Source organism: Streptomyces sp. D2-8 (assembly GCF_023184515.1).
Classification (GTDB): Bacteria; Actinomycetota; Actinomycetes; order Streptomycetales; family Streptomycetaceae; genus Streptomyces.
On record NZ_JAAHBP010000001.1, the window covers coordinates 269,272 to 284,110 of the forward strand.

Annotated in this window: 10 protein-coding genes; all 10 read left to right on the forward strand. The window is 71.3% G+C overall.

Annotated elements, in window-relative coordinates:
• The first annotated feature begins 186 nt into the window (after window positions 1-186).
• The 10 genes from G3I77_RS01170 to G3I77_RS01215 all read left to right on the forward strand — a co-directional run bounded on the left by G3I77_RS01170 (window position 187) and on the right by G3I77_RS01215 (window position 14,601).
• Window positions 187-4,320, forward strand: coding sequence for an Rne/Rng family ribonuclease (locus G3I77_RS01170; protein WP_248500514.1), 4,134 nt, complete (start codon window positions 187-189; stop codon window positions 4,318-4,320).
• Window positions 4,321-4,588: 268 nt separating this feature from the next.
• The gene (rplU, locus tag G3I77_RS01175; RefSeq protein WP_030836278.1) at window positions 4,589-4,909 is read left to right on the forward strand and encodes a 50S ribosomal protein L21; all 321 of its coding nucleotides are present in this window, start codon (window positions 4,589-4,591) and stop codon (window positions 4,907-4,909) included.
• 14 nt (window positions 4,910-4,923) lie between these two features.
• A complete protein-coding gene (gene rpmA, locus G3I77_RS01180; protein ID WP_062926831.1) occupies window positions 4,924-5,178 on the forward strand; it encodes a 50S ribosomal protein L27 in 255 nt (84 codons plus the stop codon).
• 102 nt (window positions 5,179-5,280) lie between these two features.
• Complete coding sequence (gene obgE, locus G3I77_RS01185) at window positions 5,281-6,717, forward strand: GTPase ObgE (RefSeq protein WP_248500515.1); 1,437 nt, start codon at window positions 5,281-5,283, stop codon at window positions 6,715-6,717.
• 178 nt (window positions 6,718-6,895) lie between these two features.
• On the forward strand, window positions 6,896-7,057 hold the full coding sequence (locus tag G3I77_RS01190; RefSeq protein WP_248500516.1) for a hypothetical protein: 162 nt from the start codon (window positions 6,896-6,898) through the stop codon (window positions 7,055-7,057).
• Between the two features lie 33 nt (window positions 7,058-7,090).
• The gene (locus G3I77_RS01195) at window positions 7,091-8,089 is read left to right on the forward strand and encodes a VCBS repeat-containing protein (protein ID WP_248500517.1); all 999 of its coding nucleotides are present in this window, start codon (window positions 7,091-7,093) and stop codon (window positions 8,087-8,089) included.
• Complete coding sequence (locus G3I77_RS01200; RefSeq protein WP_374385339.1) at window positions 7,999-8,385, forward strand: hypothetical protein; 387 nt, start codon at window positions 7,999-8,001, stop codon at window positions 8,383-8,385. Before G3I77_RS01195 ends, G3I77_RS01200 begins: the two co-directional genes overlap by 91 nt.
• A gap of 224 nt (window positions 8,386-8,609) precedes the next feature.
• Window positions 8,610-10,160, forward strand: a complete 1,551-nt coding sequence (locus G3I77_RS01205; protein ID WP_248500519.1) for an alkaline phosphatase — start codon at window positions 8,610-8,612, stop codon at window positions 10,158-10,160.
• A 662-nt stretch (window positions 10,161-10,822) separates the two neighbouring features.
• On the forward strand, window positions 10,823-12,319 hold the full coding sequence (locus G3I77_RS01210) for a bifunctional cytidylyltransferase/SDR family oxidoreductase (protein WP_248500520.1): 1,497 nt from the start codon (window positions 10,823-10,825) through the stop codon (window positions 12,317-12,319).
• A gap of 173 nt (window positions 12,320-12,492) precedes the next feature.
• Window positions 12,493-14,601: a CDP-glycerol glycerophosphotransferase family protein gene (locus tag G3I77_RS01215; RefSeq protein ID WP_248500521.1), complete on the forward strand. Its 2,109-nt coding sequence runs from the start codon at window positions 12,493-12,495 to the stop codon at window positions 14,599-14,601.
• Window positions 14,602-14,839 lie beyond the last annotated feature (238 nt).

Here is a 14,839-nt window from a genome sequence, read left to right on the forward strand (position 1 = left end):
CGACCAGAAGACTTTCGCCAGGCCGTACGCATTCGGCGTACGGAACCGGCGAGACAGGACACAGAGAGCTCCCGTGCGGCGCCCGCGCCCCGGACGGCGGCGAACGCGCACAGCGCGCGCCGCGGACGTCACCGGCATCGCCGGACCAGGCGCGGCGCCCGGGAGCCTGACGGGAGATAAGCCCGCATGCTCGAACCGACCGAACCCACAGAGGGTTCCGAACAGAACACTCCCAGCGACACCCTGCCGCCCCGCCGGCGGCGGCGTGCCGCGTCGCGCCCGGCGGGCCCGCCCACCGGTGCCTCCGACGCGCCGGTGGAGACCGTCGCGCCGGCCATACAGCTCGCCGATGCCGACGACCTCGCGGCTGATGCCGCAGAGGCCGATGCCGTAGCGGCCGACGAGGCCGAAGAGACGCCCGAAGCCGTCGAGGCTCCCGAGGCTGTCGAGGGCGACGAGGAGGCCGCGCCCGCCGGGCGCAAGCGGCGTCGCGCCGTTCGCCGTGCTTCCGCGCCCGTCGGTGCTCCGGCGGCCGCCGCGGAGGCCGCCGAGACCGTGGTCCCGGCGACCGCCGTCGCCGAGCCGGCCGAGGCCGCCACGCCCGCCGCGTCCGCCGAAGTGACCGAGGACGCCGCTCCCAAGCGCACCCGGCGTCGTGCCACGCGCACCGTCACCTCGCCCACCGCCGCTCCGGCGGAAGCGGCCGAGACGGTCGCGGCACCGGCCGAGGCGGACGGCCGCCCGGAGCCGGCGGTCGTGGCCGACGGCGCCGCCGAAGGCGCCGAGGCCGCTGAAGAGGCTGCTCCGCGTCGGACTCGCCGGCGTGCCTCGCGGCGGGCGTCCGCGCCTGTCGGGGCGCCTTCCGCCGCGGACGCGGTGGAGGGGAACGCCGAGGAGGCGAAGGCACCCGTGACCGAGAACCCCGCCGCCGAGCCCGCCCGCGCGTCCGAGGCCACCGCCTCCGAGACCGCTGCCGCCGAGCCCGCCCGCGCTGCCGAGGCCCCCGCCGAAACCGTCGCCGCCGACGAGTCGGCCGAGTCGGCCGAAGAGACCGGTCCGCGTCGCCGTCGCCGGGTCGTGCGCCGGGCCGCCGGCGGCTTCGCCGAGCCTGCCCAGCCCGCCAAGGGCACGAGGGCCTCGAAGGCCGCCGCTCGTGCCGCCGCGGCCGACAGCGACAGCGAGTCGCCGTCGCGTCCGGCGCGGCCCGCCGTCGCGCTCTTCCAGGCGCCCGTCTTCACCGAGCCCCAGTTCCAGACGCCCGAGCGGGCCGCTGCCGCAGCCGCCGCCGAGGCGGTCGGGGCCGAGGAGCCCCAGGAGGCCGAGGAGTCCGCGTCGGCCGAGGCCCCGCGCGAGGAGCAGAGCGGCGGCTCGCGTCGCCGTCGCCGTCGCCGGGGTGCCGGCGACGATCCCGAGGCCCAGGCCCCCGAGACCGCCGTCGCCGCCGACGCCCCCGCCGACGAGGCGGAGGACGCCGACGAGTCCGCCGAGGACCAGGCCGACGGTGACGAGCAGGAGGAGTCCGAGGGCAGCGGCTCGCGCCGCCGCCGTCGCCGGGGCGGTCGCCGCCGCCGGCGTGGCGAGTCCGCCGACTCCGACGGCGAGGGCGCCGAGGGCCCGGACGGCGAGTCCGAGCAGACCGCCGAGGACGCCTCCGAGGAGGACGACGAGGACTCCGAGGACGCCACCGACCGCGACGAGTCCGGTGGAGGCGGCTCCAGCAGCAGCCGTCGCCGTCGTCGCCGCCGTCGTCGTGCCGGCGACTCCGGGACCGAGCCCGAGACCTCCGACGACGACCCGGAGCGTACGGTCGTCAAGGTCCGCGAGCCCCGCCCCAAGGCCGAGCCGTCCGACGAGGTGCAGTCCATCAAGGGCTCGACCCGTCTGGAGGCCAAGAAGCAGCGCCGCCGCGAAGGCCGCGAGCAGGGCCGTCGGCGCGTCCCGATCATCACCGAGGCCGAGTTCCTGGCCCGCCGCGAGGCCGTCGAGCGCGTGATGGTCGTCCGCCAGCACGGCGACCGCACGCAGATCGGCGTCCTCGAGGACAACGTGCTCGTCGAGCACTACGTCAACAAGGAGCAGTCGACCTCGTACGTCGGCAACGTCTACCTCGGCAAGGTGCAGAACGTGCTGCCGTCGATGGAGGCCGCCTTCATCGACATCGGCAAGGGCCGCAACGCCGTCCTGTACGCCGGTGAGGTCAACTTCGAGGCGCTCGGCATGGCCAACGGGCCGCGGCGTATCGAGTCCGCCCTGAAGTCCGGCCAGTCCGTGCTCGTCCAGGTGACGAAGGACCCCATCGGTCACAAGGGCGCCCGCCTCACCAGCCAGGTCTCCCTGCCGGGCCGCTACCTCGTGTACGTGCCCGAGGGCTCCATGACCGGCATCAGCCGCAAGCTGCCCGACACCGAGCGGGCCCGGCTGAAGACCATCCTCAAGAAGATCGTCCCCGAGGACGCGGGCGTCATCGTGCGCACCGCCGCCGAGGGCGCGAGCGAGGACGAGCTGCGCCGGGACGTCGAGCGGCTGCAGCAGCAGTGGGAGGACATCCAGAAGAAGGCCAAGAACGGCAACGCGCCGACGCTGCTGTACGGCGAGCCGGACATGACCGTCCGGGTCGTGCGCGACATCTTCAACGAGGACTTCTCCAAGGTCGTCGTCAGCGGCGACGAGGCGTGGTCGACCATCCACGGGTACGTCGCGCATGTCGCGCCGGACCTCGCCGAGCGGCTGTCGAAGTGGACCTCCGAGGTCGACGTCTTCGCCACCTACCGGATCGACGAGCAGCTCGCCAAGGCCCTCGACCGCAAGGTGTGGCTGCCCAGCGGCGGTTCGCTGGTGATCGACCGGACCGAGGCGATGGTCGTCGTCGACGTCAACACCGGCAAGTTCACCGGCCAGGGCGGCAACCTCGAGGAGACCGTCACCAGGAACAACCTGGAGGCGGCCGAGGAGATCGTGCGTCAGCTGCGGCTGCGCGACCTCGGCGGCATCATCGTCATCGACTTCATCGACATGGTGCTGGAGTCCAACCGGGACCTGGTGCTGCGGCGCCTGCTGGAGTGCCTGGGCCGGGACCGTACGAAGCACCAGGTCGCGGAAGTGACCTCGCTGGGGCTCGTGCAGATGACCCGCAAGCGGGTCGGGCAGGGTCTGCTGGAGTCCTTCTCCGAGACCTGTGTCCACTGCAACGGGCGCGGTGTCATCGTGCACATGGAGCAGCCGACGGCCCCCGGAGGCGGCGGCAAGCGCAAGAAGCGCGCGCGTGCCGGTGCCGCCGAGCAGCCGCACGTGCACGAGGGTGCCGTCGAGACCGCCGAGCAGGAGGCGGAGACCGAGGCCGAGGTCGGAGCCGAGGTCGCCGAGCCCATCGCGCTGCCCGAGCCGGCCTTCGAGCCCGACGAGGAGCTCTACGGCAGCGTCGCCGAGGCGGAGGCCGCGGCCGGCCGTGGCCGGTCGCGACGCCGGGCGAGCCGGCGGGCGTCGGCTCCGGCGGGCTCCCCGCGGGGTGAGACGGCGGAGCCGCAGGCCGAGCAGGGCAGGGGCAAGGCCCGGCGCGGCAGGGGCAGGGCCGAGCAGGCCGAGGCCGAGGTGCCGACGGCTCAGGACGTGACCGCCGAGCAGGAGGTCGCCCGTCCGGTGCAGCCGGAGCCGGCCGCCGAGGCGCAGGCCGAGCCGATGGCCGTGGAGGACCCGGTGGTCGAGGCCGCGCAGGCCGCTCCGGCCGAGGAGGCCGCGCCCAAGGGCCGTACCCGGCGGCGGGCCACCCGCAAGGTGTCCGCTCCGGCCGGTTCTCCGGCGGGTGCCGAGGCGGCCGTGGTGACGGTCGCCGAGACCGTGCCCGCGGTGGCCGAGGCCACTGAGGCGCCGGAGCAGGGCGGACAGCCCGAGACCGGTGTCGAGCCGGCCGCCGAGGCGCCCGTCGCGAGCGCCGCCCCGGCCCGTCCGCGGCGCCGTGCCGTGCGCAAGCCCACGGTGTCCACGGCGTCCGAGGAGACGGCCGTCGTGGTCGTCCCGTCGGCCGCGTCCGAGGACGTCCCGGCAGCGCCCGCGTCCGACGGTGCCGCCCCGGAGGAGGCCGCCGAGGAGTCGGCCCCCGCCAAGAAGACGGCCCGCAAGACGGCCAAGAAGGCCACGGCGAAGAAGGCCGCCACCACCAAGAAGACGGCGGCGAAGAAGACCGCCGCCAAGAAGACGACGGCCAAGAAGGCGGCGAAGACCACCAAGACCGCCGCCAAGAAGACCGCGTCGAAGAAGACCGTGGCGGCGGAGCAGTCCGTGTCCTCCGCGTCCTCCGTCTCGGCCTCCACCGACGAGGGCTGACCGGCCTCGACGTCCCCCGGGGCGTGCGCGAACCCCGCGTACGCCCCGGCGGACGCGACCGGCGTGACCGGTCGCACAGGTGGCGGGCCCGGCTCGGTTTGACCCCTTCGGCCGCGGCCCCGTAACCTTGACCGTCGGCGTGTCGACTGACGCGTCACATCCCCGTAAACCTCATCCTCCGGGCGCCGGGCGCCAGGAGAGGCTGCTCGCTGAGTCGGGCGGCTGGCCTGCGGGGGTGCCGTTTCCCGAGCTAGAGAGTGAGTCCCGCGTGTACGCCATCGTGCGCAGCGGTGGTCGCCAGCACAAGGTTGCTGTCGGCGACATCGTTGAGGTTGACAAGATTTCCACTGCCAAGGTTGGCGACTCGGTCGAGCTCTCGACCCTGCTCGTTGTCGACGGCGACGCCGTGACCAGCGACCCGTGGGTGCTGGCCGGCATCAAGGTCCAGGCCGAGGTCGTGGACCACCACAAGGGGCAGAAGATCGACATTCTGCGCTACAAGAACAAGACCGGTTACCGCCGTCGCCAGGGCCACCGCCAGCAGTACACGGCGATCAAGGTCACTGAGATCCCCACGGCTGCGAAGTAAGGGACTGAGGAGAAATGGCACACAAGAAGGGCGCATCGTCCACCCGGAACGGTCGCGACTCCAATGCCCAGCGGCTCGGCGTGAAGCGCTTCGGCGGTCAGGTCGTCAACGCGGGTGAGATCCTGGTTCGTCAGCGTGGCACCCACTTCCACCCGGGCTCCGGCGTCGGCCGTGGTGGCGACGACACGCTGTTCGCGCTCTCGGCGGGTGCGGTGCAGTTCGGCACCCACCGTGGCCGCAAGGTCGTGAACATCGTTCCGGTCGCCTGATCGGAAACTTTCGCGAGGCGGGCCTCACTTCCCTCACGGGAAGCGGGTCCGCCTTTCGCGTGTTACCCAAAGACATTCCCGCAGTAACTGGAGGCACATCCCATGACCACCTTCGTGGACCGCGTCGAGCTGCACGTCGCCGCGGGTAGCGGGGGCCACGGCTGTGCCTCCGTCCACCGTGAGAAGTTCAAGCCCCTCGGCGGGCCGGACGGCGGCAACGGCGGGCGCGGCGGGGACGTGATCCTCACCGTCGACCAGTCGATCACCACGCTGCTCGACTACCACCACTCCCCGCACCGCAAGGCCACCAACGGCAAGCCCGGCGAGGGCGGCAACCGTTCCGGCAAGGACGGGCAGGACCTGATCCTGCCGGTGCCGGACGGCACCGTGGTGCTGGACAAGGCGGGCAACGTCCTCGCCGACCTGGTCGGGCACGGCACGTCGTACGTCGCCGCGCAGGGCGGCCGGGGCGGGCTCGGCAACGCGGCGCTGGCCTCCGCGCGGCGCAAGGCGCCCGGGTTCGCGCTGCTCGGCGAGCCGGGGGACCTGCGGGACGTCGTCCTGGAGCTGAAGACCGTCGCCGACGTGGCGCTCGTCGGGTACCCGAGTGCCGGCAAGTCGTCGCTGATCTCGGTGCTGAGCGCGGCCAAGCCGAAGATCGCCGACTACCCCTTCACCACCCTCGTGCCGAACCTCGGTGTCGTCACGGCCGGTTCGACGGTGTACACGATCGCCGACGTGCCCGGGCTGATCCCGGGGGCCAGCCAGGGCAAGGGCCTGGGACTGGAGTTCCTGCGGCACGTGGAGCGGTGCAGTGTGCTCGTGCACGTCCTGGACACCGCGACGCTGGAGTCGGACCGCGACCCGGCCTCCGACCTCGACATCATCGAGGAGGAGCTGCGGCAGTACGGCGGGCTGGACAACCGGCCGCGGATCGTCGTCCTGAACAAGATCGACGTACCGGACGGCAAGGATCTGGCCGAGATGGTGCGGCCCGACCTGGAGGCGCGCGGCTACCGCGTGTTCGAGGCGTCGGCCGTGGCGCACATGGGCCTGAAGGAACTGTCGTTCGCGCTCGCGGAGCTCGTGGCGCAGTCGCGGGCCACGAAGCCGAAGGAAGAGGCCACCCGGATCGTGATCCGGCCCAAGGCCGTGGACGACACCGGCTTCACCGTGACGCGCGAGGCCGACAGCCTGTTCCGGGTGCGCGGCGAGAAGCCCGAACGTTGGGTGCGGCAGACCGACTTCAACAACGACGAGGCCGTCGGATACCTCGCGGACCGGCTGAACCGGCTCGGTGTCGAGCAGGAGCTGATGAAGGCGGGCGCCCGGGGCGGCGACGGCGTCGCCATCGGCCCCGAGGAGAACGCGGTCGTCTTCGACTGGGAGCCGTCCATGACGGCCGGGGCCGAGATGCTCGGCCGACGCGGTGAGGACCACCGGCTCGAGGGGGAGCGGCCGGCCGCGCAGCGCCGCAAGGACCGGCAGGCCCAGCGGGACGAGGCGCAGCAGGAGTTCGACGACTTCGAGCCGTTCTGAGCGGGCCGGGGTAGCGTCTTTTGGGCTGATCCGTTGCGGATCGTCGGTTAGCGGAAAGGGCATTCGCAACGGATCCCGACGCAACCAAGTCGCTCTGAGGTGGGTCGTACTGGGCAGTGCGGATGAGGATCTTGTTCCCCTCCGCGTTGCAACTGCCCAGCCGATCACCGGAGTTGACGTGCCGCAGTCCACAGCCCAGCGCAGGATCGGCCGAGGAGTCGCAGCGGCCATCGGCGTCGTCGTGGCCGTCACCGCCCCTGCGGTCGCGAACGCCGCCGAGGCACCCGCCGCCCTGGCGTCCGCGGCGAAGCTCCAGGACGACTTCAACGGTGACGGCTAGCAGGACCTGGCCGTCGCCGCCCCGCGCGGGAAGGTGGGCGGCAAGGCCCGCGCCGGCTACGTGGCCGTCGTGTACGGCTCGGCCAAGGGCATCGACCTCGCCCACAAGCAGGTCATCAGCCAGGACACCCCGGGCATACCCGGTGCCGCGGAGGCCGAGGACTCCTACGGTGAGGGTCTCGCGGCCGGTGACCTGGACGGGGACGGCTATGCCGACCTGGTCGTGGGCGTACAGGGCGAGGACCTCGGGGAGGTCGTCAGCGCCGGCACCCTCGCGGTGCTGTGGGGCGGGCCGCAGCGCCTGTCCGGCGGCACGGCCGTGGCCACCGGCACCGAGGACGACCGTGTCGACCCGCTCCAGCAGGCGCTCGGCGACTTCAACGGCGACGGCCATCTCGACCTCGCCACCGGCAACCGCCTGCTGTACGGGCCGTTCGACCGCACCACCGGCGCCGCGAGCAGCCGGAAGCTCGCCCTGGAGGCCGACTACCTCACGGACGACGTGGCCGCCGGCGACATCGACCACGACGGGATCACCGACCTGGTCGGGCTCATCCACGACCGCAGCGACGACGACCTGCACGACCCGGACGCCGAGCACCGCCGTGCCGTCTACCTGCGCGGCACCCCGGACGGCCTGAGCGCCCCGGCCCCGGTGAGGAACCCCGACGGCACGCGGATGCGCGGCGGCGAGAGCCTCGGCATCGGCGACGTGGACAAGGCCGGGTACGCCGACCTCGTCATCGGCCGCCGCCTCGACGGCTCGGGCGAAGTCCCGCTCGAGGACCCGCTGCTGAAAGGTGGTCAGGTCGGTGTCGTCCACGGCTCGGCCGACGGTCCCGACACCATCCCGGACGACGGTCATCACGCAGGACACCCCCTATGTGCCCGGTGGCTCGGAGTGGGGGCGACGGCTTCGGCGGCGGCATCTCCGTCGGCGACATCAACGACGACGGCTACGCGGACGTCAGCACCGGAAGCGGCGGCGAGAGCATCGGGGAGGTGTACGCGGCCGGGCAGATCACCGTCCTGAAGGGCGGGAAGTCCGGGCTGACCGCCCATGGCGCGTACTCCATGGACCGGAACACCGCGAACGTCCCGGGCACGGCGGAGCAGAACGACTTCTTCGGCGCCGACACCAAGCTGCTCGACGTCAACGGCGACGGCCGGGCCGAGCTGTTCGCCGGTGCCGTCGGCGAGAACCGGGACGGCGCCATCTGGGCGCTCCGCAACCCGGTCAACGCGCCCGTCGGCTCGGTCAGCTTCGGCGCGGGCACCCTCGGCACCGTGGCGGACGGCTCCGCCCTCGGTGCGGCCTTCGCCCGCTGACAGCAGGGCCCCCGCCTGCCACAGGCGCCCGGCTCGGCTCCGGTATCGCCGGCTGATCGCCTGTCAGACTCGCCCCGTCAACGGCTTGTTCCGGTGCTGGCGGCGAGTCTCTCTTTGTCTGCTTAGTTGTCATGTACGTGAACCCCGGCGTTCAGCGGGCGGACCGCCCGCGAGCGTGAAGCTTCCCAGTGTCCAAGTGGCCAGCGAGGTAAGGGAGTCAGCCGATGACCGGAGCAGTATCCCCCGACCGACGCCGCTTTCTGACCGCAGGTGCCGCGGTGCTCGGCGCCGCGGCCTCCGCCCAGCTGTGGCTGCCGGCCGCCGCCCGCGCGGCCGAGACGCCGCTGCCGGACGGGGTGTTCAGTCTCGGCGTCTCCTCGGGCGACCCGCTGCCCGACGGCATCGTGCTGTGGACCAGGCTCGCCCCGGACCCGCTGAACGGCGGCGGCATGCCCGACCGGGTGGTGCCGGTGGAGTGGCAGCTGGCGGAGGACCACCGGTTCAGAAAGCTCGTCCGGCAGGGCACCGCCCAGGCTCGGCCCGAGTACGGGCACAGCGTTCACGTGGACGTACGGGGCCTGCGTGCGGGCCGTACGTACTGGTACCGCTTCCGCACCAGCGGGCAGCTCTCACCCGTCGGCCGCACCCGTACCGCGCCCCACCCCTACAGCTCCGGTGGCTCCCTGCGCATGGCCCTCGCCTCCTGCCAGAACTGGCAGCACGGCTATTTCACGCCATACGCAGACATGCTCGACCAGGACCCGGACGTCGTGGTGTTCGTCGGCGACTACATCTACGAATCCACGCCCTCGGCGACGGCGCTGCGGCGGCACGAGGGGACGGGGGAGCCCTTCAGCCTGGTCCAGTACCGCAACCGGTACGCGCAGTACCGCACCGACCCGGATCTCGCGGCGATGCACGCGAACGCGCCCTTCGTGGTGACCTTCGACGACCACGAGGTGGACAACGACTTCGCCGGGGAGATCCCGCAGGACCCCGACAAGCAGCCGCACGACGCGTTCGTGGCCCGGCTGACCGCGGCCTACCAGGCGTTCTACGAGCACATGCCGGTCCGCGCCACCGCCGTGCCGAACGGCCCGCACATCCGGATGTACCGCCGCCTGGAGTTCGGCCGCCTGGCCCGGCTCAACGTCCTGGACACCCGCCAGTACCGCAGCGACCAGGCCACCAGCCAGGCCGGAGCCCAGGACCCGTCGCTGACCATGCTCGGCGCGCGGCAGAAGCAGTGGCTGCTGAACGGGCTGCAGGACTCGCCCGCCCGCTGGAACCTCATCGCCTCCCAGATCATGATGGCCGAGACGGACCTCAAGGTCGGCGAGGGCAAGCTCTGGTTCTACGACGCCTGGGACGGCTACCAGGCCGAACGCAACCGGTTCCTCCAGGAGTTCCAGCAGGTCCGCAACCCGGTGGTGCTCTCCGGCGACCGGCACCTGACGATGATCAGCGACCTCAAGGAGGACTACGCCGACCCGGACTCCGAGGTGGTCGGCGCCGAGTTCGTCGGCACCTCCATCTCCAGCAACGGAGACCAGGACCAGGAGGCCTTCCGCAGGGAGTGGGACCCGCGGCGCCCGGACAACCCGCACTGGAAGCTGCTCGACGCGCACCGCGGCTACCACCTCTTCGACGTCCGCCGCGACCGTATCGACGCGCAGGTCAGAGTGGTCGACACCGTCCGGCGGCCCACGGCGACCCCGAGCACACTGGCCCGGCTGAGGGTCCAGGCGGGCCGGCCGGGCGTCGAGGTCGTTTGACCTGGTCCGTCACCCCAGGAGCCCGGGACTCCTCGGAGTCCCGGGCTCTTCGTCGTACGGGGCGGGTGAGCCGGGTGACAAGTCCGACCCGGGTTTGCGGCGTATTGCTCTTGCCGAGACCGAAATGCTGCGGAATCTTGGCCGGGAATTCCGCGGCAATGAGCGCCCGGACGAGCCGTATTCGCGACTTGTCCGCAACGGTGCGGTCATCCTGGTGGAGAAGACGTGCGGTCCGCCGGCCGGGGCGTGAAGGCCGGCACACCGGCGGACGGGCCCGGCCCCGGGGCGTCGATGATCCGGCGCCGCTGCCGGCCGTGGCGCGGGCCCGCGGCGATCGGGCCGCGGAGCCGCGCCGCGCTCGCCGTGGTGCGGTGCGCACCGTCAAAGCGCGTACCGTGCACCAGACATCGTCCAAAGAACTCGTGAAGGTCCTCGGTCCCCGCCGGCTCAAGCCCCTTCGGCGCCGCTGAGCTCCTGTGGAGTTACTCACAGCAATTCCTGAGGCACCTGCATCACCGGCGGAACCGTCTCGCCAATCACCGGCGTCGCCAGGTGAATGAGAGGTTGCGCGCACATATGCGGTGGAGGTCGCTCACCTTGCATTGCGGTAACCACAAGTGGGACCATTTCCAAGTTCCCTGTCGCCCCAAGGTAGGTCACCTGTGTCCCAGCACATAGCCAAGCCCCGTACCACCGCAGTGATCCTGGCCGGTGGCACCGGCCAGCGCGTGGGTCTGTCGATCCCCAAGCAGCTGCTGAAGATCGCCGGCAAGGCAGTCATCGAGCACACGCTGACCACCTTCGAGAACGCCGACTCGATCGACGACATCATCGTGCTGATGGCGCCGGGTTACGTGCCCGACATCGAGAAGATCGTCGCGAAGGCCGGATTCAAGAAGGTCTCGAAGGTCATCGAGGGCGGCTCCACGCGGAACGAGACCACCGAGCGCGCCATCGCCGCGCTGGGCGAGGGCCTGGCCGAGGGCGAGGACGCCAACGTCCTCTTCCACGACGCCGTGCGCCCCCTGCTCTCGCAGCGCGTCATCGACGACTGTGTCGTCGCCCTGGAGCGCTACCAGGCCGTCGACGTGGCCATCCCGTCCGCGGACACCATCATCGTCACGCGCACGCACGGCGAGGACGGCGAGTTCATCACCGAGATCCCGGACCGCTCCCGGCTGCGCCGCGGCCAGACGCCGCAGGCCTTCAAGCTGTCCACGATCAAGCGGGCCTACGAGGTCGCCGCCGGTGACCCCAACTTCCAGGCCACCGACGACTGCTCCGTCGTGCTCAAGTACCTGCCGGACGTGCCGATCCACGTCGTCGCGGGTGACGAGTACAACATGAAGGTCACTCAGCCCGTCGACGTCTTCATCGCCGACAAGCTCTTCCAGCTGGCCTCCACGGCCGCGCCCGAGCAGGTCTCCGAGGAGGCCTACCGCGAGCTGCTGACCGGCAAGACCATGGTCGTCTTCGGCGGCAGCTACGGCATCGGCAAGGACATCGCCGAGCTCGCCGAGTCCTACGGCGCCAAGGTCTACGCCCTCGGCCGCTCCACCACCGGCACCCACGTGGAGAACCCGGAGGAGGTCGACGACGCCCTGTCCAAGGCGTACGCCGAGACCGGCCGCATCGACTACGTGGTCAACACCGCCGGCGTGCTGCGCATAGGCAAGCTCGCCGAGACCGACAACGCCACCATCGAGGAGGCGCTGAAGGTCAACTACCTGGCCCCGGTGCAGATCGCCCGGTCGTCGTACAAGTACCTGTCCGAGACAAAGGGCCAGCTGTTGCTCTACACCTCCAGCAGCTACACCCGGGGCCGTGCCGAGTACAGCCTGTACTCCTCCACCAAGGCCGCCATGGTGAACCTCACCCAGGCGCTGTCCGACGAGTGGGCCGGCGACGGCGTCCGCGTCAACTGCATCAACCCCGAGCGCACCGCCACCCCCATGCGCACCAAGGCGTTCGGCCAGGAGCCCTCGGGTTCCCTGCTGTCCTCCGAGGCCGTGGCCCGCACCTCGCTCGACGTGCTGCTCTCCGAGCTGACCGGCCACGTCATCGACGTCCGCCAGCAGGACCCGACGGCCGGCGCGGCCCGGGCCACCGGCTTCGAGCAGGCACTGGCCACGGTGCTGGACCGGCAGGACGGCGTGTAATAATTGGCGCCAAATAGACTTCAGTAATTCAGGCCTCTGCGCCCTCCTGTTAACGGGTTTCGTCGACAGGAGTGTTCGCAGGGGCCTGAATCCATCCAGTCTCGCGAATATTCACAGACCAGCCGCATTCTCGAACCAAGACCGGCACACCCCTCCCAAGAGCAGGTTTCTCCGTGATATCCACCGCTATTCGCGTCGCCCGGGTGGGCAGCGCGGCCGAGCTGGCCGCGGCGTTCCTCATGGTGGCGGGCTTCCCCGCCCTCATGCTGGCCGCGCTCGTCCCGAGCGTTCCCGCCTTCGCGGCAGCGGCCGCCGTGACGTACCTGGCGGACCACTATCTGCACCGCAAGGGCAGCTACCTGATCAACCGCCTCAGCAAGGTGCGGGCCGGCCTGTCGATCCGCTTCCTGATAAGGCAGCTGCTCCTCGTCCTGCTGCTGGCCCGGCTGTCCCTCGCGGACAACCTGATCTACTACGGGGCGATCGCCTGCTTCATCGCCTTCTACGGTCTGCAGGCACCGCACGGCGCGCTGGTCCAGCTGATCCGCAACCGCCGCCGCATGCCGGTCGCCACCCGCAACGTCGACCTGGCCTCGCGCATCCGCATCCCGGACGCCCCGCCGCGGGGGCTGCTGCACCGCTCCGCCGAGAAGATGCTCCACCTCGACCTCGCGGCGGTCGTCGGCATCCTGGTCGCCGCGCAGGTGAAGTCGGCCCTGATCGGCTTCATCGGCATCGGCATCACGGTGGCCCTGGCCACCCTGTACGTCCTGGCGCTCGTGCCGTACGTGCGCGGCCGGAGGATTCCGCCGAACGCCGAGAAGGTCCTGGCCGCCGTCGACGACTGGCTGGGCGAGTACAAGCCGGAGACGGTCCTGTACTTCTCCGGCTCGAAGGACTCCGCCTACCAGGTCAACATGTGGCTCGACACCATGGAGAAGCTGGAGTCCAAGCCGCTGATCATCCTGCGTGAGCGGGCCATCCTGAACAATCTGGCGCCCACCACGGTCCCCGTCATCTGCGTGCCCGGAGGGGTGCACCTGATGAACCTGGACCTGTCCACGGTGCGCGTCGCGCTCTACGCGGCCAACGTCGGCAAGAACATCCACATGCTGCGCGTGCCCACCGTCAAGCACGTCTTCATCGGCCACGGCGACAGCGACAAGCTCGCCAGCGTCAACCCGTACAGCAAGGTCTACGACGAGGTGTGGACGGCCGGGCGCGCGGGCCGCGACCGCTACGCCATCGCCGACGTCGGTGTCCGCGACGACGACATCGTCGAGGTCGGCCGCCCGCAGCTCGCCCCGATCCAGACCTGGCAGGGCGTGCCCGAGGATCGCATCCCGACCGTGCTGTACGCCCCCACCTGGGAGGGCTGGGACGGCAACCCGGGCAACACCTCGATCGTGCTGGCCGGCGAGAGCATCGTGGAGAAGCTGGTCGCGGCCGACCCGCCGGTCCGCGTCCTGTACAAGCCGCACCCCTTCACCGGCACCGTCAGCAAGGAGGCCGACGCCGCGCACCGGCGGATCACCGCGCTGGTGCAGAAGGCCGCCGCGGAGCGCGCCATCAACACGCGGTTCATCGCCGACACCGCCGCCCAGGCGCAGGCCAAGGCCGAGCTGGACCGGATCCAGGCCCGGCTCGCGCAGCTGTCCGGCTCCGGCGGCGACCGCGGCGACGAGGCCGAGGCCACCCGCGACGGGCTGGTCGACGTCGCCCGGCACGAGGAGGCCGCCCGGCTGCGCGCCGAGTGGAACGACGCCTACTGGCGTTCCTTCCCGTCCTGGGAGCACCGCGTCATCACGGGCGCCGAGCCGCGGCTGTACGACTGCTTCAACGTCTCCGACGCGATGGTCTCCGACATCTCCAGCGTGGTCTCCGACTTCATCGCGAGCGGCAAGCCGTACGCGGTGACGGACTCCGCCGAGGTGGGCGTCGAGGAGTTCAAGCGGAACAACACGGCGGTGCGTGCCGCGGTGATCCTGTCCAACAGCGCCGCCGAGCTGGGCGAGTTGCTCGGCGCGGTCCGCGCCCCGGACGCCGACCCGCTGGCCGAGGACCGCAAGGAGCTCAAGCAGTACCTGCTGGGCCCGGACGAGCCGACCTCCCTCGACCAGTTCAACACCGCCGTCGCGAACCTCGCCCTCAAGGCCGAGACGCGCAACGTCGGCCAGGAGTCACGGGTGGCGGCCGCCGGCGCCGAGGCCGAGCTGGCGAACGCCGTGCCCGGGCAGCGGGTGTCCGCCGCCGGTGACACCGACGGTGTCGGCACGGGCTGAACGGCCGCCGCTGACTGAAGAGTTCGGCCCCGAGGAGATTCTCCTCGGGGCCGAACTCTTTCGCTTTCCCGCTCCCTGTGAGTAATCCGTGTGAGGTGACTCACGAACATGCATGCGGGAGGCAACCGCTTGCCTCGATCACCCGTCTACCAAGTAGCGAATGAGGCGATACGGGGGGAATATCCCATTGACTAGGGGGAAAAGTGACCGCGCAGCCTGATGTGAGTGTGATCATCGG